Source organism: Jeotgalibacillus haloalkalitolerans (assembly GCF_034427455.1).
GTDB lineage: Bacteria > Bacillota > Bacilli > Bacillales > Jeotgalibacillaceae > Jeotgalibacillus > Jeotgalibacillus haloalkalitolerans.
The window spans coordinates 330,416-350,239 of record NZ_JAXQNN010000001.1 but is presented as its reverse complement, the minus strand read 5'-3'; the positions used below and the strand labels follow the sequence as shown (position 1 = coordinate 350,239).

General features: G+C 40.1%; 17 protein-coding genes. 1 reads left to right on the top strand and 16 read right to left on the bottom strand.

Features of this window, described 5'->3' with window-relative positions; genetic code table 11:
• Positions 1–130: 130 nt before the first annotated feature.
• The 3 genes from aceA to UFB30_RS01710 all read right to left on the bottom strand — a co-directional run bounded on the left by aceA (position 131) and on the right by UFB30_RS01710 (position 4,268).
• Positions 131–1,426: an isocitrate lyase gene (gene aceA, locus UFB30_RS01720; protein WP_435390782.1), complete on the bottom strand. Its 1,296-nt coding sequence runs from the start codon at positions 1,424–1,426 to the stop codon at positions 131–133.
• Positions 1,427–1,490: 64 nt separating this feature from the next.
• Positions 1,491–1,790, bottom strand: coding sequence for a hypothetical protein (locus UFB30_RS01715; RefSeq protein WP_322419943.1), 300 nt, complete (start codon positions 1,788–1,790; stop codon positions 1,491–1,493).
• Positions 1,791–2,105: 315 nt separating this feature from the next.
• On the bottom strand, positions 2,106–4,268 hold the full coding sequence (locus UFB30_RS01710; RefSeq protein ID WP_322419942.1) for a malate synthase G: 2,163 nt from the start codon (positions 4,266–4,268) through the stop codon (positions 2,106–2,108).
• A 170-nt stretch (positions 4,269–4,438) separates the two neighbouring features.
• On the opposite strand from UFB30_RS01710, the gene UFB30_RS01705 reads away from it, so the two are divergent.
• On the top strand, positions 4,439–4,993 hold the full coding sequence (locus UFB30_RS01705) for a biotin transporter BioY (protein ID WP_322419941.1): 555 nt from the start codon (positions 4,439–4,441) through the stop codon (positions 4,991–4,993).
• A gap of 51 nt (positions 4,994–5,044) precedes the next feature.
• Here the strand turns inward: UFB30_RS01705 and UFB30_RS01700 are convergent, their stop codons facing one another.
• The 13 genes from UFB30_RS01700 to UFB30_RS01640 all read right to left on the bottom strand — a co-directional run bounded on the left by UFB30_RS01700 (position 5,045) and on the right by UFB30_RS01640 (position 19,646).
• Positions 5,045–6,052 carry a glycosyltransferase gene (locus UFB30_RS01700; RefSeq protein WP_322419940.1) on the bottom strand — a complete coding sequence of 336 codons (1,008 nt, stop codon included), beginning with the start codon at positions 6,050–6,052 and terminating at the stop codon, positions 5,045–5,047.
• 188 nt (positions 6,053–6,240) lie between these two features.
• A complete protein-coding gene (locus UFB30_RS01695; RefSeq protein WP_322419939.1) occupies positions 6,241–7,608 on the bottom strand; it encodes an O-antigen ligase family protein in 1,368 nt (455 codons plus the stop codon).
• 1 nt (position 7,609) lies between these two features.
• Positions 7,610–8,824: a glycosyltransferase gene (locus UFB30_RS01690; RefSeq protein WP_322419938.1), complete on the bottom strand. Its 1,215-nt coding sequence runs from the start codon at positions 8,822–8,824 to the stop codon at positions 7,610–7,612.
• A 4-nt stretch (positions 8,825–8,828) separates the two neighbouring features.
• On the bottom strand, positions 8,829–9,968 hold the full coding sequence (locus tag UFB30_RS01685; protein WP_322419937.1) for a glycosyltransferase family 4 protein: 1,140 nt from the start codon (positions 9,966–9,968) through the stop codon (positions 8,829–8,831).
• Entirely contained in the window at positions 9,949–11,136 is a 1,188-nt protein-coding gene (locus tag UFB30_RS01680; protein ID WP_322419936.1) for a glycosyltransferase family 4 protein, read from the bottom strand. The genes UFB30_RS01685 and UFB30_RS01680 overlap by 20 nt, the downstream gene beginning before the upstream one ends.
• Positions 11,129–11,986 (bottom strand): NAD-dependent epimerase/dehydratase family protein, encoded by an 858-nt coding sequence (locus UFB30_RS01675; RefSeq protein ID WP_322419935.1) that lies wholly within the window; start codon positions 11,984–11,986, stop codon positions 11,129–11,131. The genes UFB30_RS01680 and UFB30_RS01675 overlap by 8 nt, the downstream gene beginning before the upstream one ends.
• Positions 11,983–12,600 (bottom strand): sugar transferase, encoded by a 618-nt coding sequence (locus tag UFB30_RS01670; protein WP_322419934.1) that lies wholly within the window; start codon positions 12,598–12,600, stop codon positions 11,983–11,985. The genes UFB30_RS01675 and UFB30_RS01670 overlap by 4 nt, the downstream gene beginning before the upstream one ends.
• A gap of 50 nt (positions 12,601–12,650) precedes the next feature.
• Positions 12,651–13,346 carry a CpsD/CapB family tyrosine-protein kinase gene (locus tag UFB30_RS01665; protein ID WP_322419933.1) on the bottom strand — a complete coding sequence of 232 codons (696 nt, stop codon included), beginning with the start codon at positions 13,344–13,346 and terminating at the stop codon, positions 12,651–12,653.
• On the bottom strand, positions 13,336–14,085 hold the full coding sequence (locus UFB30_RS01660; protein WP_322419932.1) for a YveK family protein: 750 nt from the start codon (positions 14,083–14,085) through the stop codon (positions 13,336–13,338). The genes UFB30_RS01665 and UFB30_RS01660 overlap by 11 nt, the downstream gene beginning before the upstream one ends.
• A gap of 29 nt (positions 14,086–14,114) precedes the next feature.
• The gene (locus tag UFB30_RS01655) at positions 14,115–14,462 is read right to left on the bottom strand and encodes a helix-turn-helix domain-containing protein (protein ID WP_322419931.1); all 348 of its coding nucleotides are present in this window, start codon (positions 14,460–14,462) and stop codon (positions 14,115–14,117) included.
• A gap of 69 nt (positions 14,463–14,531) precedes the next feature.
• Positions 14,532–15,566 carry a UDP-glucose 4-epimerase GalE gene (gene galE / locus UFB30_RS01650; RefSeq protein ID WP_322419930.1) on the bottom strand — a complete coding sequence of 345 codons (1,035 nt, stop codon included), beginning with the start codon at positions 15,564–15,566 and terminating at the stop codon, positions 14,532–14,534.
• Positions 15,567–15,595: 29 nt separating this feature from the next.
• Positions 15,596–17,425, bottom strand: a complete 1,830-nt coding sequence (locus tag UFB30_RS01645) for a nucleoside-diphosphate sugar epimerase/dehydratase (protein WP_322419929.1) — start codon at positions 17,423–17,425, stop codon at positions 15,596–15,598.
• 436 nt (positions 17,426–17,861) lie between these two features.
• Positions 17,862–19,646 carry a S9 family peptidase gene (locus UFB30_RS01640; RefSeq protein ID WP_322419928.1) on the bottom strand — a complete coding sequence of 595 codons (1,785 nt, stop codon included), beginning with the start codon at positions 19,644–19,646 and terminating at the stop codon, positions 17,862–17,864.
• Positions 19,647–19,824: the final 178 nt, after the last annotated feature.

Genomic DNA, 19,824 nt, shown 5'->3' with positions numbered 1-19,824 from the left:
ATTCTACAAAAGTTAAGCGTGCCGATATGCTTAAAATGAATGATTTCAAATATTTTTCACTTATTTCCATATTATAACTGAAAAAGACGCCCTATATTTCAGGACGTCTTTCTTTAAACAATGCATTCAATTAAGCTTTTTGAAATTGCTCTGCTTCAGTTGAACCTGATAGTGCTGTTGTGGACGAAGTACCGCCGGAGATCACCATTGACACTTCATCAAAGTAACCTGTACCTACTTCGCGCTGGTGGCGTGTTGCTGTATAACCATTCTCTTCTGCATCAAATTCAGCCTGCTGCAGCTCTGAATATGCACCCATGCCGCGCGCCTTGTAACCACGCGCCAGTTCAAACATGCCATAATTCAATGAATGGAAGCCTGCAAGTGTCACGAACTGGAATTTATAGCCCATTTTACCCAGCTCCTGCTGGAAGATTTCAATCGTTTCATCATCCAGCTTCTTTTTCCAGTTAAATGAAGGTGAGCAGTTATACGCAAGCAGCTTGCCAGGGAACTTCTCATGAATCGCTTCTGCAAATCTGCGCGCTTCATCAAGATTTGGTTCAGATGTCTCACACCAGATCAGGTCAGCATATGGTGCATATGCAAGCCCTCTCGCAATCGCCTGATCCAGACCGTCATTTGTACGATAGAACCCTTCAGGTGTACGTTCGCCTGTAATAAACTGATGATCGTATGGATCTACATCGCTTGTAATCAGGTTCGCTGCGTTTGCATCAGTACGTGCAATAATGACTGTTGGAACACCCATCACATCTGCTGCAAGTCTTGCAGAGATCAGGTTTTTAACGGCTGTCTGCGTTGGAAGAAGTACTTTTCCGCCTAAGTGACCGCATTTCTTTTCTGAAGACAGCTGATCCTCAAGGTGAACACCGCCTGCTCCTGCTTCAATCATTGCTTTTGTTAATTCAAATACGTTCAGGTTACCCCCAAAGCCAGCTTCCATATCTGCTACGATTGGGGCGAACCAGTATGTATCGCCCTTTCCTTCAGCCTGCTGGATCTGATCTGCACGCTGAAGCGTCTGGTTAATTCTTTTTACAACCTGAGGGACACTGTTTGCCGGATATAAACTCTGGTCCGGATACATATGACCTGAAAGGTTGGCATCTGCTGCAACCTGCCATCCGCTCAGGTAAATAGCTTTCAGTCCCGCTTTTACCTGCTGCATTGCCTGGTTTCCAGTGAGTGCACCAAGTGCGTTAATGTAATCCTCTTCGTGCATCAGTTTCCAAAGACGATCAGCTCCCATTCTTGCAAGCGTCTGTTCTATGACAACTGATCCTCTCAGTTTGATCACATCTTCCGGCGTGTAAGGGCGCTGAACCCCTTCCCAGCGCTCCCCCTGCCAGTTTTGCTGTAGTTCCTCAACCTGCTGATTGTTTGTGTTTGTCATGATTTCCATCCCCTTTTGTATTATTACAATTCTTTTATTTCAAATTTGTTATATAACACAGTGACCAAAAAAATTAATCTACATCAGAACAGCATTCAATCGCATCTTTGAAAGTGTCATATTCCATTCCGCATGCTCTGCAGTGATTCAGTTCAACCGGCTCTTCACGTTTTCTGAATACAACAACGTTTGAGATCTGTTCAGGTACAATTTCAATTTCGCCTGTCGGGTGGTGGTGAAGGCGGTGTGCTTCATTTCCATATACGAATAGCGTGCCGTCCATTTCACGGTTTGTTTTGCCGTTCATCAATTGCTGGGTTACCCACTTTTCGATCAGTTCCTGGTTGGTGGTGCCTGTCATTTGTGTTTGCATTTGTCATCCCTCCAAATGGTTTTGTTTTCCTTTGATTGATATTAATATATAACAGAGAATTTAATTTTGCAACTGTTTTATAACAGAAAACTTAAATTTTTTTGAAAATGGGTGTTTCTTATTAGTTTGGCGCTGACCGTTGCTCCAGGCGGAGGCTTTCCGGACGGTGCTTGCTGAGCCTCCTCGCCTTCGGCTGCGGGGTCTCAGCTTCCCACTAATCGTCCCGGAGTCCCCGCCTTCCACAACGATCAGCGCTGTAGTTTATACAAAGTTTTAATCAATAAATTGTTACAGCAAACTAAATCTATCGGCACATTAAGACTCTTTCAAAGCCATCATTTTTTCTTTATACTCTAACCGTCTCTTATGAAGAATCGGTTCTGTGTAGCCGCTTGGTTGTTTTGTGCCTTCGAAGATCAGCTCTTTTGCGGCCTGGAATGCAATTGAGTCTTCAAAGTTTTCGCTCATTGGCTGGTAGGCAGGGTCATTGGCATTTTGCTGGTCAACGACTTGTGCCATTTTTTCTAATACCTGCAGGATCTGCTGTTCTGTTACAATGCCATGCTGAAGCCAATTGGACATGTGCTGGCTTGAGATCCGCAATGTTGCACGGTCTTCCATCAGGCCGACGTTATGGATATCAGGTACTTTTGAGCAGCCTATGCCGTGTTCTACCCAGCGTACAACGTAGCCCAGTAGACCCTGTGCATTGTTTTCAAGCTCCTGTTCGATTTCTTCAGCGCTCCACTGCTGATCTGCCAGAGGAATGGTCAGTAATGCCTGCCTGCGGTTTGTGATTTGATTGCGCAGTGACTCCTGGATGCTTTTCACCTGCAATTGATGGTAGTGCAGCGCATGCAGGGTTGCTGCAGTCGGTGAAGGAACCCATGCTGTATTACCTCCGGCTTCCAGATGGCCTGTTTTCTGTTCCATCATTTCCTTCATTCTGTCAGGCATTGCCCACATTCCTTTTCCAATCTGCGCTTTGCCTGGCAGCCCGCATAATAAACCATTACCTACATTCGACTTCTCATAAGCGTTCAGCCAGGCAGACTGTTTCATTTCACCTTTTCGGATGACAGCCCCTGCGTGCATAGATGTATGAATTTCATCTCCCGTACGATCCAGGAAGCCGGTATTAATAAAAACAATCCGGTCCTTTACTGCATGAATACAGTTTTTCAGATTGAGGGTTGTTCTTCGCTCTTCGTCCATTACACCAATTTTAACCGTATGACGCTCAAGTCCAAGCAGGTCTTCTACCGCATTAAATAAACGGTTTGAAAATTCAACTTCCTGAGAACCGTGCATTTTCGGCTTCACGATATAGATCGAGCCTTTTTCGGAATTGGCATGCTTTCCTTTAATGTCATGCATCGCAATCAGACTCGTAATGACAGCATCTGCAATCCCTTCAGGTACTTCATTCCCTTCACGATCAAGCAGCATGCCGTTTGTCATCAGGTGACCGACATTTCTGATTAAAAGGAGTGACCGTCCTCTCAGCTTCAGATCTCCGCCATCCCGCGCAGTATAATAACGGTCATCCGCAAGCGTACGATGAACCGTTTCTCCGCCCTTAACGAACCTTTCTGTCAGCGAACCCTTCATCAGTCCAAGCCAATTGCGGTAGACGAGCACTTTGTCTTCAGCATCAACTGCTGTAACTGAATCTTCACAGTCCATGATCGTGGTCAGTGCCGCTTCAACACAAACATCTTTTACACCCGCCTTGTCTGTCTGGCCAATCGGATGGGATTGATTAATTCTGATGTCGATATGCAGATCGTGATGCTGTAATAGTACAGCTGTCGGATGGTCTGCTGAGCCCTGGTGTCCTCTGAATGAATCAGGGTCTTGTAGGCCGGTTTTTCCATCGCCTGTCTCAGCCGAAAGCTGACCATTTTCAATAAAATAACGGGTTACATCTACATGAGATCCTTGTTGAAGAGGGACAGATTGATCCAGGAATCTCTTTGCATAAGTAATGACCTGCTCTCCCCGCTTAGGATTATAGGAAGATCCTTTTTCAGCACCGTTTTCCTCACTGATCACATCTGTTCCATAGAGCGCATCGTACAGACTGCCCCACCTTGCATTCGCAGCATTAATGGCATAACGCGCATTATTCACAGGCACCACCAGCTGAGGACCCGCCTGGCTTGCGATTTCCCGGTCAACGTTTTGAGTCGTAATCTGAAAATCCTTTACTTCGTCTTCAAGATATCCAATCTCTTTTAAAAACTTTTCATATCCCTCGCGCTGCTCCTGCCAACCATAAGTCTGATGCCATTCATCAATTTTCTGCTGCAACTCTTCCCGCTTATGTAACAGCTGGCGGTTTTTCGGTGTAAACCCATGGACAATTTCACTGAATCCGCTCCAAAAATCTTCACTATTTATCCCTGTTTCCGGTAGTGCTTCTTTTTCAATAAATTCATATAGAGAGGGATTTACCTGCAAACCATGCTTATTCATAAGAATAATCCTCCTTTTGTTATATAACAGTTTATTTAATTAATGATTATTATATAACAAATAAATTCAATTTCAACTGTTTTTTAAAATTTCTAAAAGTAGTAGCTTATTGTATCTCATTTGTGTAAACTTAATTTTGATATTAGTTAACTTATTTAGGAGGAGTTCAGATGTCATCCAGTCGTTTAAGAATGTATTTATTCAGCAGCATGCTGGCAGCAGTAACAGCAATTTTTGCTCAGATTGAAATTCCGCTCCCGCTCGTACCAATCAGTGGCCAGACACTTGCAGTCGGTATTGCGGCAACCATTTTAGGAAGCAGATACGGCGCCTTTTCAATGGTGATCTACATGATGCTAGGGGTTATCGGTCTGCCTGTGTTCGCAGGATTTGCAGGAGGCGCTCATGTCGTAGCAGGTCCAACAGGCGGTTATATCGTGGGATTCATTGCAGCAGCATTTTTTACAGGGCTCTTTTTAGAGAAAACAGCATTTACATATAAAATGGCCATCATCGCAAACCTGATCGGCATGATCGTGACTCTGACGTTCGGTACGATCTGGCTTAAGGTTTTGCTTGATCTGTCATGGCCGGCAGCACTGGCAGCGGGTGTGACGCCGTTTTTAGCAGTGGGTGTGATTAAAGCTTTACTTGCAGCATGGATTGGGATTGCTGTGAGGGACCGGTTGAAGAGCTCGCAGATGAGTTTTGGGGAAGCGGCATAATCGGCTGGTTCATCAATTCTAATAAAGAAGAGGAGTATATTTCCTCTTCTTTTATTGAGATGTTTCATACTTACTGTTGGTAAAATGCTTAATATAATATTTAAAAATAAAGGTAGCTAAGTTGAATCCTAACAACCTGCATAGAATATAAGAGTATTTTTGTTTTGCATTTGTATAATACATTAAATAATTTTTATTATCTTTTAAAAGATTGATTACATGTTTTTTATCTTCATTTTTTAAAAACCCGGTTAGATATAATGCAAAATAATAACGGTAACATACATTGACCATTAATTTTTCTCCCAGCTCAGTGCCCACAAATTGATCATCTATCATTCTTCTCCAGTAAGTAACAGCATAAATACTATCAGTTAAAGTGGCTCTCGTTACATTTTTAGTGATTTGTCCCTCCCGTTCTAATCGATAAGAATAAATCGCTTCATCGAAATAGTCCACTTTTTCAGCATGCAATAATACATTTGGGGTCCATAAAACGTCTTCATATTTTTTGTCAGGTATAAAAAATAAATGATTACTTAAAATCAGTTGTCTTTTTACTACCAGCATACAAGCATACCAATCAAAATAAGTCATATGGTTTAGTATTAATTCTAAGGCTGCTTTACCCTCCAGGTTTCTAATCTGCTCTCTGGTAAATTTGTATCGCTGCTCTTCATATTTGTTCTGATCCTGGTAATAAAATTGATAACGGAATAATACTGCATCAGAATCAGCTTCTTCGATTCTCTTTGCCAGGTCGCCTAAAAAATCCTTTGACCAGAAATCGTCTGCATCAAGAAAAATGATATAATCTCCCACGGCTGCTTTAATTCCTGTATTCCTTGCCTGAGAAAGCCCCTGATTCTGCTGATTAATCAAAACGACATGCTGATACTGATCCACATATTTCTTTGCAATTTCACAGCTGTTATCTGTTGAACCGTCATTCACCAGAATCATTTCAATATCTGTATAAGACTGTGCCAACACACTCTCAATACATGTTTTCAGATAAGCTGCGACATTATACATAGGAATAACCACACTGAATTTCATGATTCGAACACCTCTTGTCATTTATTTATCTTAACGCTTTATTAAATGATATTGTTGTTTCTTCACAGCTGGTGATTGGAGCGTAAGGGGGCGGCTCGTGTGAGACCTGGCATGGCGCCTGCGGGTTCACCCCCCGGCCGCGAAAAGCGTCCCCCTGAAGCGGAAATCAACAGCCACTTTTAACAAAGCTATCTTAAAAGAAATACTTTTGGTTCTTTATTCATACGGTTATCTGACGTTTTATTCTCATTTAGCAGAATATCTGAATAAACCTTTTCTTTATATTCCTGTCTGAGCGAATGTTGAACGAGAAGACTTGGAATAAAAACAAATGCGATTAAAAAAGCTGATGTATTCAAAATTGGATTCAGAAATCCTATACACAACAGCGTGAGTGTACTCAACTTTATCAACGGAGAATACATCGTATCTTGAAAAATCTTTAACAATTGAACAAATGTAGTAAAAATAAATATCATAAGCGGGATTCCCAACAATAGACCATATTGTGATAGCAGATCAATCCACTCTGTATGGAAGCCTGTGTGAGCTGCTACGGCAGTATAATCAAAACCATATTTAGGACCGATACCTATCAAAGGATGATCTAAAAATGCTGAAATACTCTCATTCAGCTTATCAATTCTGACAGAAAAACTTGAGTTCCCTGAAGTTCCATTCAAAATCGGAATGATCTCTTCCAGCCTGGTCCCTATAATCGAATGATCCGGAAGAAGACTGCGCAGGCCATAAATAACTTGTATGATAAAAGCTGAACTCATAAATAAAAAGCTATATAGTATACCAATAACAGCAAAAAACCAGAAAATAGCCCTTTGCTGCCCATAAATAACCAGCGATGAAATTCCCGCAATTACTGCCACTAAAAATGCTGTCGCAAATCCTGCTTTTACAATAAACGCCAACAGAATGACTGCGCCTGAAAAAAACAAAACCGCTGTCCGGAAGCTCCCTTTCGAAATCTTTCCAAGGTAAATAAATAAAGGTACTAGAACGATAATTCCGTAGATTAACGCGTATCCTCCTCCGATGGCAATCGGAAGGCCAACTACAGAAGCTGCATCTGAATCATAAGTAGCCATATATCTTGCAAGATATGGATTTTTATTTAAATAGTAAAAAGTGGAGATGATTGTATACACTAGTACAGGACTGATCACCCAAAGCACAGCTTTCGTATTCTTATATAAGTGCTTTTTGTTTTTCTCGGCAAACAGCCAGTCAAAAAGAAAAAAAGGAGCCATTAAAACGAACACCATGCTGATGTTTTTAATGATCTGCAGCATACTTCCGTTTGCCAGACCTAATAACAAATAACCCGCAAAGAATAGTAAAAGAAAGAAATACTTTGGTTGTATAGTGAAATGCTTTTCCTGTCTGAAATAAAAAAAAGCACTTATAAAGATAAGTACAGTTAAGAATGTAATATATCTTGCAGACTCAATTTTTAACCCCAGTAATAGAATAATCATATAAGGGAAAGTAAATGCAATTGGTGTAAATAACCGTCTTTCTGTATCAACTGGTACAGACATATTACATTCCTCCTCTCTGCTTACCTTCATTGATTAAATGATCAAACTGAGACACCGCGAGACGATTGAAATAAAATTCCTCCGCCGCAATCCGTTCTTTCAGCTGTTTGATGATCCCTGGAAATGCTGCCAATTCAACAAGTTCTTTTGTAAGACCCTCATTTGAGTTTTCTGCAACAATTCCGTTATATCCATTTTTCACCTGCTCATGAGCTGCCGCATAATTGGTGACAATTACGGGTGTTTTCAGAACCAGAGACTCTAAAACAGTCATCGGAAGTCCTTCATATTTAGAGCTCAAGACAAATACGTCTGCATTTTTTATAAAGGGATATGGATTTTTTTGATTCCCTTCAAATTTAATCACTTGATTTAATTCCAATTCATCAGTCAATTTTTCAAGTCTGGGTCTCTCAGGTCCATCACCCACAATTGTCCAGGATACATTCGGGTTAATTTTTTTCATCTCATGTATACCGTAAATCACTCTTTCTACTGATTTATTCTGATCAAGCCTGGCAACTGTCACACCCTTCAAATCATGAGGTTTTTTTGGATGAGATCTTTCCAGCTCTTTATTTCCTAATAATTCAATTTCATTCACCGGTACTGTATTGTATACGACATGCGATTTTGAAGTCCATTGAGGAAAAACATCATCAAAGATTTTTTTACTGGCTTTCGATACATTTACAATCGCATCCAGTTGAGCAAAATATCTGTGATCTTTCTGCGGGTTTAAGCCCATTTTTTGATAATCCGTATGAACCCAGCCTATTTTACGATCGGCATTCACTTTTTCAATTAAGAATTGATAATATCCGGAATTCAAATGACGGTGACCAATGTTATTTGAAAAAGCAATGGCGGAATGATAGTGCTCAGGCAAAGCTCTCCCTGCAAATGCAAGCTTCCAAAATAAACGACTGCCAATTATTTTACACACAATAGCCATTAGCAGTCTTGTAAAAGCAAAAAGATAACCTCTATATTCTTTAGCTTCATTCACTGTCATGCCAAGCATTTCTAAAAGCTTCGAATGATTAACTAAATTAATGCTTTCAGGCAATTCTTCAAGATATTCTCCTTTATTTGTATAGAGAAACAAGTCCACCTCTACCGCTGTATAGTCTATGTTTTTAAGCAAATTCACAAGTGAACGTTCAATACCACCAATTCTTAGAGACCTGCTGATAAATAATATCCTCTTTTTCATCTGTTTATCTTCCCTTTTCTAATTGATGATAAATATCAACCAACCTGTTCTCCATAATATCCCACGAAAACATTTCTTGATAAACGTTTGTCACATGCTGATAGATCTGTTCGATATTCGGCAGCATTCCGGAAAATTCATTTACCGCCTGTTCGAACCCTTCCCTTGTATAATCAATCGATCGCCCCAGCTCATATTCTTCAATCAGGTGATCTAATCCCGTTCCTTTTGAAACAATGATTGGCTTACCAAGCATCATTGCTTCATACAACTTGTTAGGTGAAGAAAAACGGTGATTAGGTACTTCAGGGTCATAGGTTGCAAACAGCACATCACATGAAGATTCAACCTCAATCACCCGATCATAAGGTACTTTTCCATAATAGATAATATTTTCATGATTCTCAGATGCTTTGATGACCTCCGGCTCAAGTAAACCAAATCCCCCGATATGAAGTTCAATATCCTTTCTATTTTCGAAAACAGAAAGAATTTCTTCCAGCAGTCTTCCATTGCTGAAAATGCCAAAGTATGCAAATGACAACCTGCCGGATACTGTCTTTTCAGCATGCTTATCATGTGTTTTAGCAGTATGAACCGGTGAATTGTGAATGATTAACAGGTTTTTCGGACTGCTTTTCTTTATCTGCTCTTTTCTGCTTTCATTTGTTATGATGACAGCATCAGCTGAGTTCATCATCTGAATATCTATTTTCTCAACGACTGGTTTTAATGTCCTGGGAACGGAAAAAGCATCCACGTAGTAATCAAAAATATCATAAACAATTTTTTTATTTAACAGCTTAGCTATTAAATTCGCCGGAAGAACGGTATCAAAGTCACAGGCGTGAACACAATCAAACTCTTTTGTATGTCTGACCAGATAAATGAATAGCTTTATCTGGAACTTCAATAAAGGATATATATTTTTCAGACCATTACCATAACCTGATTCGATTTGAATCCATTCAATATCAACTTTCCCGTTTTTTAATTTCAATTGACCCTTTTTGTTCTTACCGTTTTTTTCTCTATTCCAGGAGACAATAGAAACTTCATACCCATTTTTCATTAAGGAATCTGCTTCTTTTTCGACTCTTGGGTCAGGTGATACTGGATTGGACCTAATAAACAGTACTTTCATCTAACCCCTCCTCAGATATCCAGCCACTTCCGGCGTAATCATGATAGATGCTGCATACTTTATTGACCATCTCTTCAACACTGTAATTTTTAATCATTTTTGCATTCTCTATGCTGAATCTCTCTCTCATTTCTGGTGAACGATAGAGTTTCAAAACCGCTTCACTAAAAGCTTTATCATGATCCAATTCAACGACCAGTCCATTCTTCATATGCTGAACAAGATCTTTATTTCCTCTGCTATTTGTTACAACAACCGGTAAATTCACCGCCATCGCTTCCATAACATTAACCGGCAAACCCTCCCGCCTTGAAGTTGAAACTGCAATGTCTGACAATGCCATCAGTTCATGAACATCATTTCTGTAACCCATAAACTGGACCTGCTCCTGCAGGTTCATATTTTGAACCTTTTCTTCAAACTCACGGGCCTTGTTTCCTCTCCCGACGAGTAGAAGCTTTATATTCGGAATACTTTCTTTCAGATGGCCCATTACATCTATCAGCATAGATTGGTTTTTACTTTCACTGAGCTCCCCAACGCAAATCATGATGAAATCGTCTTTATTAAAACCATGCTTAGTTCTTAATTGATCTTTTAAAATAAAATCAGGGCGTGAAAATCTCTTCAGATCTACACCAACACCAGGGATCAATTCAATTCTCTCAGCTTTAAAATGACGGTTTACAGAGATATGATAATCATCTTCATTAATTAAAATCTGACAATCAGTATAAGAGGCCAGCCATTTTTCAACCGGGTAATAGACGGTCCACATCATTGCTGATGCACCTTTATAAAAATGATAGCCGTGAGCAGTATAGATGATTTTTGTGCCCCTGTTTCTTGCTTCCCTGGCTGCAAGCCTTGTTAAAGCACCTCCCACGGGTGTGTGACAATGTACCAATTGATAGTTATTTTTATCAATTATCTCTTTTAGCTGTCTATATGCACTCAGGTTATTACTTGAAAAAGGAGAGCGTTCAAATGGAATGTCAAAATACCGATCACAATAAGGAATCCTGCAGTCTTCCCCGATATCAAAATCATTTTTTGCACAAACATGGGTTTCCCATCCTTCTTCTTTTAATTTCTTCAGGTAAGGGAGGTGAAAAGCATTGATGTGACCTTTAACGACCGTAGCTACGAAAAGTACTTTTTTACTCATACTCTTTTGCTCCTTCGCTCATCAGGATTGAAGTCTCAAAGTCAAATAACCGGTAATGACAAGTATCATAGGACATACTCTCATCATAAGTGAGACTGCCAAACACTTTATCCAGCAGGTTCACATGGAGTTTATAAAACTTGGCAGGCAGCTTTCTGACTAATCTGCTTCCTTTCCCATGAGAACTTCTGATCAGCCTCACAAGATCAAAAGTGCTGTAATATTCTGCATTTTGAGGATGAAATGTTCCTATTCTCTTTTCATCAATCATGTACTTCAGGAATTCACAAAGGTTAAGTATATATATTCCGCTCCTTTGATTTTCAAAGCATAAGAAGCCGGGAATACGGGTGCTGAAGGCCGAAATCTTACGGTAATTTCCTTTACAACCTTCGCCATATACCATTGGCGGACGTACGATGCCTACTTGAAAATGCTCATCAGTCAGACTTTCCAGCAGCTTTTCTGCCTGAAGCTTGGAATCTCCATAGTAAGTCCTTGGATTCATTTGTGTGTGTTCGTTGATAGTCCCGGAAACAATGCCATATACACTCATAGAACTAAGATAAACAAAGTGTTGTGCCCCATCCTCCTTCGCTTTTTTGGCCACCTGGTAAGTAAGATCTCTGTTCACTCGGTAATAGTCCTCTTTATTTTCTTTCGTTTCTTTTTGATGGGCCAATCCCACTGTATAGACAATGCTGTCGTATAGACCGAAGTTTTTTTCCTTCCAATGATGATCACGGACTGAGATTGACTCCACCAGATATTGTTTCTGATCCTTTTTCAACCACTGCGATAGATGTGTTCCAATATAGCTTCTGCTGCCTACAATCAGAACTTTTCTCATAGAGATTCATCCTTCCCGGCCAGAGACGCTGCCTCAAGTGGATAGCCTACGTTTTCTTCTTTCAACACTTTGGCAACCGTCTTATACAGACAATAAAAATCCAGTTTCAAATTCATTCTTCTAATATACTCACCATCCAGAAAAGCCTTCCTTTCGATGGAAATATAATCTCTTCCATTGATCTGAGCCCATCCGGTTAACCCCGGTCTGACTGAATTAGCTGAATACCGGTCACGTAAAAGGATTAAGTCAGCCTGGTTCCACAATGCAGGTCTTGGTCCAACAAAGCTCATGTGTCCAAGAAAAATGTTCATAAGCTGCGGCAGTTCATCCAGACTTGTTTTTCTCAGAAAGGCTCCTATTCTCGTCACACATTTATTTTCATCTTTTAACAAATGTGTGGGCATATCACTTGGCGTATCAATTTTCATCGTTCTGAATTTGTAAATAATAAATTCTTTTTTGTTCAGTCCTATTCGCTTTTGCTTAAAAATTACAGGGCCCGGTGAAGTTACTTTAATCAATAACATGATGAACAGCAGTAATGGAGAGAGCATAAAAAGTAGTAGAAATGACGCCACTATATCAATAGTCCGCTTCATAAAGATATACATTTTTTACCTCCTGACCAAAAAAATAAAAGCAGGATCAGCTTGATCTGCTTTCATTTTTCTCCATAGTATTGATAGTAATTGTTGTTTATGACTTTTTTATCGTTTAAAACCGCTCCTAATATTCTTGTATTGGCGGAATTTAACAGTTCTTTTGCTTTCATCACCTTTTCTTTGTCTGTGTGATTCGACCTCACAACCAGAATAGAACCATCACATTGATTCGCTAAGAGCTGAGCATCAGTTACGATGATCACTGGAGGAGAATCAAAAATAACCATATCGTACTCTTCTTTTACTTCCTTCATCAGATTCTCCATTGCTCTTGAGCTTAAGAGCTCTGAAGGGTTTGGAGGAATAGGACCGGACGTCAGCACATCAAGTTCGCTCAAATGTGTTTTGTGAACTGCCTGCCCGAATGATACCTGATGACTCAATACACTCGTTAAACCGGTGGTATTCATAAGATTGAATGTGTATTGAACAGTCGGCTTTCTAAGATCCGCGTCAATTAATAGTGTCTTTTTCCCTTCCTGTGCGAACACGACTGCCAGGTTAGCTGCCACAGTGGATTTCCCTTCTTCTGCTTCACTGGATGTAATGACAATACTTTTTATAGTCTGATCTATAGCAGAAAATTTAATGTTTGTTCTAATTGTACGAAACTGTTCTGAAATCACTGCTCTTGGGTCACTTAGTGTAAGGAGGATTCTTTTCTGATGCATTTTTTTTCGCTTTTTAACTCCCATATCCTTTCCTCCTCGTATCAATGTTACTGACATTCCCACTGATGATCTTATCGGGATACTTTTTGTTATTCATTGTATCCACGGTTCCCAGGATTGGAATTGACAATATTTCACTGAGATGCTGCTCATCTTTCACCGTGTTATTAAAATATTCCAGTAACAGCGTAATAATGAACCCAATGACAAAACCAGTAAGGCTTCCTGCAGCTGTGTTTAAGTAAAGGTCAGGTGAAACCGGCTTTTCATTTCCGGTAACAATGGCTGGCGAGAGTATGTTTACATTATCAACGTTCATTAATTCAGATATATCGTTTTGAAAGACTTGCGCTGTTTGATTTGCGATCCTTGCAGCTCTTACAGGATCTACATCTGTTACAATCAAGTTCACTACCTGGGAATCCTGAACGTTTTGCACCGTTATTTTTTCATTTAACTCTGCTACGGTGACTTCACTGTTCATCGCTTCAACTACCTGTTCAAGAATAACGGGACTTTTAATAATGACGTTATAAGTATTAATTAACTGCAGGTTTGCCTGTATTTCTGAGACATTTACATAAGGCTGGTCACTTTTCTCTTCGTTAATCAATAGCTGTGTAGAAGTTTGATACATAGGTGTCATAAAATAAGTTGTGATTAAGTAAGCAGCACCACCAAAAAGTAAAGTTAAACTGATTAATAACAGTGCCCTCTTTTTGATAAATAACACTAATTCTTTCAGACTGACAGGGTTCCTCATGCCTGTACCTCCCAAACTTATTCTTTAAATCACTTATGATGGGAATTCACATTCTTATTTTTCCATTTGATAAATTCAAGGACTGTTTTGTAATCTTTCAACTCCTGATAATTTGATATGTTTTTTTGAAATTCCCTGATGAAGTCATCCCTGTCCTTACTAATTAACATATTGTTTTCAGACTTCGCCTTCAGCAGACTCTGCAAATTAACTTCCAGCACTCTTGATATTTTCTCTAACACATGGATAGATGGATTTTGTTTTAGGTTTCGCTCAATATTACTTAAGTAAGATTTTGAAACTCCGGCCTTCTCAGCAAGTTCAGATAAAGTCAGTCCTTTTTCTTTGCGATGCTTTTTAATATTTTCACCGATCATGACTCTGCTCCTCTTCCTTAAAGTATCTTCACTCCTCTGCCGCAATACATTGTAATTGAGTGTTTTCCGTTAACCCTCCGCTTTCTGGACCAGGTGGTTAAAGTCTGTATAGCCTGAAGGGTTCAAAGTTTGCCATCTCCAGGTATCCTCACACATATCTTTAAGCGATCTTGTTGCTTTCCATTTGAGCTCTAGTTCGGCCTTAACCGGATCTGCATAACAGACTGCTATATCCCCAGGTCTTCTTGCTGTAAACTTTAATGGTATTGCTTTTCCGGATGCTTCTTCAAAAGCTTCCACCACTTCTAATACGCTATATCCACAGCCGGTCCCCAAGTTGTAAACGTTTAAGCCCTCTGGCGCCTCAATCGCTTTGAGGTGACCATTTGCCAAATCAGATATATGGATGTAATCCCGAACCCCTGTACCATCTTTTGTTTCATAGTCGTTTCCGAAAATATTCAGCATGACTCTTTGACCTATCGCAACCTGGGATATATAAGGCACCAGATTATTTGGAGTTCCAGTTGGATCTTCACCAATACGACCACTTGAATGAGCGCCAATAGGGTTGAAATATCTTAAAATTGTAATATTCCACGCAGTGTCTGAAGTATATAAATCATTCAAAATCTCTTCTGCCATTTGCTTGGTTTTTCCATAAGGGCTGGTTTTTCCAAATGGCACATTCTCTCTGATAGGCATTTGAGCAACACTGCCATAGACAGTTGCTGAAGAACTAAAAACAATTCTTTTTACTTTATATCTCTCCATCACTTTTAAAAGGTTGATCAGGCCAGATAAATTATTTTCATAGTAAGTTAGCGGATGATGAACTGACTCACCCACAGCCTTGTAAGCTGCAAAGTGGATAACAGCCTCAATTTGATACTGATCAAAAACCTCTGCAATTAAGGTCTCTTCTTTTAAGTCCGCTTTTACTATAGGAAATATCTTACCTGTCAGCTCTGATACCCGCTTTAAAGACTCTGGATGGCTGTTACTGAAATTATCAAGTGCTACGATATTGTATCCTGCTTCTAGTAGCTCAACGCACGTATGACTACCTATATATCCAGCTGCTCCAGTAACTAAGATTGTCATCAGATCACTCCATTCTTAATAAAGAACAATCAGCTTGAAATAGGCCAGTTCGATTTTTTTAAGTGAGCAGGTTTACGATTCGCCAGTTCAAGCAATTTTTGTTTTAGATTCTCTTTTTCCATTAAAGAAAAATTATCAATGATTGACTCTATCTCATCTAAATAAAGTTCTGCCCTTTGCCCAATATATATCTTGGGATAAATTTGTTCTGACCTGACCTCATCCTGGTTCAACAGCTCTTCATATAACTTTTCACCAGGTCTGATCCCGGTAAAAACAATATCAATATCTTCCAGTGAATTCCCCGACAAAGTAATCATATTTTTAGCCAAATCAACAATCCGGACCGGCTCACCCATATCAAGCACAAAGATCTCCCCGCCTTCAGCCAGGGCACCAGCCTGAATAACCAGCCTTGAAGCTTCCGGAATGGTCATAAAATAGCGAATCATTTCGGGATGTGTCACTGTTACAGGTCCGCCTCTTTCAATCTGTTTTTTAAAATGGGGAATCACACTCCCTCTGCTCCCGAGCACATTTCCAAAACGTACTGCTACAAACTTAGTGTTACTTATTTGATCCATTCCCTGAACTATCATTTCAGCCAGTTTTTTAGATGCACCCATCACATTTGTTGGATTAACAGCTTTATCAGTTGAGATCATGACAAAAGTGTCTACACCGTTCCAACTGGAAGCCTGAGCAACATTTCTTGTTCCTATAATGTTATTTTTAACTGCTTCTTCAGGATTTCTTTCCATAAGTGGAACGTGCTTGTGTGCTGCAGCATGATAGACAATATCCGGTTTATATTCATACATAATTTCCATCATTTTCTGGGCATCCTGGACATCAGCAATTTCTGTAATAAATTCTGTATGTGCCACGTCATGCTCCAGTCTTAATTCCATTTCAATATTGTAAATACTGTTTTCTCCGTGGCCGAGCAGAATCATTTTAGAAGGTTGAAACTTAATAAGTTGCCTGCATATCTCAGATCCAATAGATCCACCTGCGCCAGTCACAAGTATGATTTTGTTTTTTAACGTTCCTGATAAAAGTTCTAAGTCTAGTTCAACCGGTTTCCGGCCAAGTAAATCTTCAACCTGAACCTCCCGCATTTGACTGACCGATACCTTCCCTGAAATCAGATCTTCTATCATTGGAAGAATTTTTGTATCCGTGTTCGATTTCGCACATTCTGTATAGATTTTATTTAATTGTTTTTTATTTAATGATGGGATGGCAATAATAATTTTTTGTATCTTCAGTTTTTCAACCGCTTCCACTACCCTCCCGGTTCCTCCATATACCGGCAACCCGAGAACATCCAGATTATGCTTATGAGGATTATCATCAATAAAAGCAACAGGTTTAAGATCACAATCCTTTCCCTGAAGCAATTGCCTTGCCACCATTGTTCCTGCTGCACCGGCTCCGATAATTAACGTTCTCTTATAATCCGGCCGGTACTGCTGTTTTTGATTGCGATATATCCGCCATACAAATCTCGAACCACCAACCATTAAAACTTGAAGCAGCCAGGTAACGATCATGACCCGCAGCATGAGTTGACCTGTTATCATTGTTTCAACGAATAAAGCAGCCATGACTGATAAGGCAGTAGCTTTTAATATAATCAGCAGTTCAATTACACTGGCATATTCCCAGGCCTTTTTATAAAGTCTGTATGAGCTTGAAAAACCCAGATACATCCCCAGCAATACTGCCGAGCTGATCATAAATGTATGAGTGATAGCGAACAAACCATTTACCAGCAGATGACTGAGCACAAACGCTGAAAAAACCAGAAACAAATCCAATACAATGAATATAGATAACTGCTTTTTATAAGACATCAAACTCCTCCTTTCGTCTACAATCACAAATTCATTAAAACAATGATGTGCAGGGTCTTAGACAAAACCCGACACATCATTGTTTTAATAAGAATAGGGCATCTAACCCCACCTCACTCCCTGCCAACGACGACTGGCGTCTAAGGTGTCTTTCAACCCTTAACATGGACGAGTGCCTTCTTTGATAAAGGTAAGGAGACATCACCTCAATTCTTAATAAAGAACAACTTCAATAAAAATATTTCGCTCTTCATAATATTCTTTATAAAGAACGAAAGATTAAAAAAATTAATAACTGTCTAAAATATATGTCAGAATTGGTTACTTGTCCTTATGATAGTTCTTTATAAAGAACATGTCAACAGGATTCTTTATAATTCTTCAGATTCATTTTCCGGCTGTCAGTTACCTGGCTAACAGCCGGAAATGAAATGGCTTATTTTATATACTCATCAAAAAACGCCAGCACTTCCTCATACACCCTCATCTCATTCGCCTTCTTGGAAAACCCGTGCCCTTCATCATCAAGTACAAGATATTTCACTTCACGGCCTTTTCCTTTCAACGCTTCGACAATCTGGTCAGATTCGGCTTTGACAACGCGTGGATCCTTCGCACCCTGGATGACGAACATTGGTTTTGTCATGGAATCCAGATATTCGATCGGTGAGTCTTCTGTCAGCTTTTCTTTGTCTTCTACCGGATCGCCTACCCATTGTTTCATGACCGGTTTCCAGTGTTCAGGAACTGATTCAATAAAGCTGAACAGGTTACATGGTCCGAAAATATCCACGACTGCTTTGAAGTAGTCTGCGTGACGGCCGTGGAGAAGCAGCGCCATGTAGCCTCCGTAGCTTCCGCCCATCAGCAGAACTTTGTCACGGTCTGCGAGTCCTTTTTTAAATAGATACTCAAGTCCTTCTATATTATCAAGACGCGGTCCGTGTCCCCAATCCCCTTCTACCATCTTGGAGAACTTCAGACCATATCCGGTTGAGCCGCGAAAGTTCGGTGTAAATATACTGTATCCTCGGTAGACAAGGAATTGAAACAGTGAACGGAAAGTCGCACGCTCCGCCGCCTGTGGTCCTCCATGCGGCCATAGAATGACGTGTCCATTACTGTTTTCAGGTTTCGCTTTAAAGAACTGCGCTTCAATTTCCAGTCCATCGAATGACTTGTAAGTATGAAGCTCAGGCTCTGCCATTTCTTCTTCCTTCACCCCCGGCACGTTATACTTTGTCAGCTGCTTCCACTGCCCGTCTTTTCTCATATAAATGTTAGCCGGTCTGACAGCGGTTCGGCCTGCAAGATAAAGGTTGCCTGAGTCAGCTACTTTCAGTCCTGCGATTTCAGTTGTCGGGATATCAATTCCGTTTAACTTTTCTTCTTTCAGGTCAAACTGATACAGCTTATCTTTCACACCTTTTTCAGCCCTGATATAAAGGCTGTTTGAGGATTGATCATAGTAGACATCGTCGAACTCCTCTTTTTCAATCGCAGCAACTTTTTCAAATGATTCATCTTCCAGGTTAAAGCGTGCAAGGTAAGAGAAATCTTCTCCATAATTGGTTGTAAAATAAATCAGGTGATCTGAAACGAATTCCACGCCTGAAACCGTATGCTGTTCTTCTCGATCTGGTGTCAGATAAACCTCCTGACCATCCTTTTTCACAAAAGCCAGCACGTAAGTATTTGCATAATGCTTTACATAGACAATTGCCTGTTCATCAGGACTTTTTGCTGCAAGATACGTCGCGGCATCTTTTCCTTCATGAATGACTTTTTCTGCATCCTCTTTTAAATCATAGCAATAGGATTTCAGATAAGTCTGATCTTCCTTTGTTGATGTATAATACAGCCTTTCACCATCTTTACTCAGGTTCAGTCCCATATGGCGCGCGCCTTCATGTGTGCGCAGCGGTTCAAGACTTCCACCCTTTGGCGGCACCGCATAGATCTGACCGTTTTCATCACCATCCTGATCCATCACTGCGAGAATGTAGCGCCCCTGCTTGTCGTATGCAAGTTCTGAACAGCTCTGATTATGAAAGCTGAGCGGATATGGAAATGCATTTGGCAGGTCCATTGCCCAAAGATTATATTTTCCATTTAAATTTGTGCTGAAAACGAGCTGTGTTTCCTCTTTATTCACTGTAAATGTCTGAATGCCGAACGTCTGAAAAAAATTTTCAACATCCGGCTGTCTGAAATTGATCATCGATTAAAGTCCTCCCTGTTTGTTTCGTTCTACGTAATATTCGATTGTTTTATAGTAAACTCCTTTTTTTAGATAAAATTAGTAGAAATGAGTTCATACTGACCCCTGCTTTTGTAGTCAAATTGTAGTATAGAGCATTCGAAAAAGTGAAGACCTACTTCAACCGTCTGAATACGTC

Bases quoted from the DNA above. Each gene is read 5' to 3' on its own strand.
- aceA (WP_435390782.1), bottom strand. From the start codon at position 1,426: ATGGAAATCATGACAAACACAAACAATCAGCAGGTTGAGGAACTACAG.
- UFB30_RS01715 (WP_322419943.1), bottom strand. From the start codon at position 1,790: ATGCAAACACAAATGACAGGCACCACCAACCAGGAACTGATCGAAAAG.
- UFB30_RS01710 (WP_322419942.1), bottom strand. From the start codon at position 4,268: ATGAATAAGCATGGTTTGCAGGTAAATCCCTCTCTATATGAATTTATT.
- UFB30_RS01705 (WP_322419941.1), top strand. From the start codon at position 4,439: ATGTCATCCAGTCGTTTAAGAATGTATTTATTCAGCAGCATGCTGGCA.
- UFB30_RS01700 (WP_322419940.1), bottom strand. From the start codon at position 6,052: ATGAAATTCAGTGTGGTTATTCCTATGTATAATGTCGCAGCTTATCTG.
- UFB30_RS01695 (WP_322419939.1), bottom strand. From the start codon at position 7,608: ATGTCTGTACCAGTTGATACAGAAAGACGGTTATTTACACCAATTGCA.
- UFB30_RS01690 (WP_322419938.1), bottom strand. From the start codon at position 8,824: ATGAAAAAGAGGATATTATTTATCAGCAGGTCTCTAAGAATTGGTGGT.
- UFB30_RS01685 (WP_322419937.1), bottom strand. From the start codon at position 9,968: ATGAAAGTACTGTTTATTAGGTCCAATCCAGTATCACCTGACCCAAGA.
- UFB30_RS01680 (WP_322419936.1), bottom strand. From the start codon at position 11,136: ATGAGTAAAAAAGTACTTTTCGTAGCTACGGTCGTTAAAGGTCACATC.
- UFB30_RS01675 (WP_322419935.1), bottom strand. From the start codon at position 11,986: ATGAGAAAAGTTCTGATTGTAGGCAGCAGAAGCTATATTGGAACACAT.
- UFB30_RS01670 (WP_322419934.1), bottom strand. From the start codon at position 12,600: ATGTATATCTTTATGAAGCGGACTATTGATATAGTGGCGTCATTTCTA.
- UFB30_RS01665 (WP_322419933.1), bottom strand. From the start codon at position 13,346: ATGGGAGTTAAAAAGCGAAAAAAAATGCATCAGAAAAGAATCCTCCTT.
- UFB30_RS01660 (WP_322419932.1), bottom strand. From the start codon at position 14,085: ATGAGGAACCCTGTCAGTCTGAAAGAATTAGTGTTATTTATCAAAAAG.
- UFB30_RS01655 (WP_322419931.1), bottom strand. From the start codon at position 14,462: ATGATCGGTGAAAATATTAAAAAGCATCGCAAAGAAAAAGGACTGACT.
- galE (WP_322419930.1), bottom strand. From the start codon at position 15,566: ATGACAATCTTAGTTACTGGAGCAGCTGGATATATAGGTAGTCATACG.
- UFB30_RS01645 (WP_322419929.1), bottom strand. From the start codon at position 17,425: ATGTCTTATAAAAAGCAGTTATCTATATTCATTGTATTGGATTTGTTT.
- UFB30_RS01640 (WP_322419928.1), bottom strand. From the start codon at position 19,646: ATGATCAATTTCAGACAGCCGGATGTTGAAAATTTTTTTCAGACGTTC.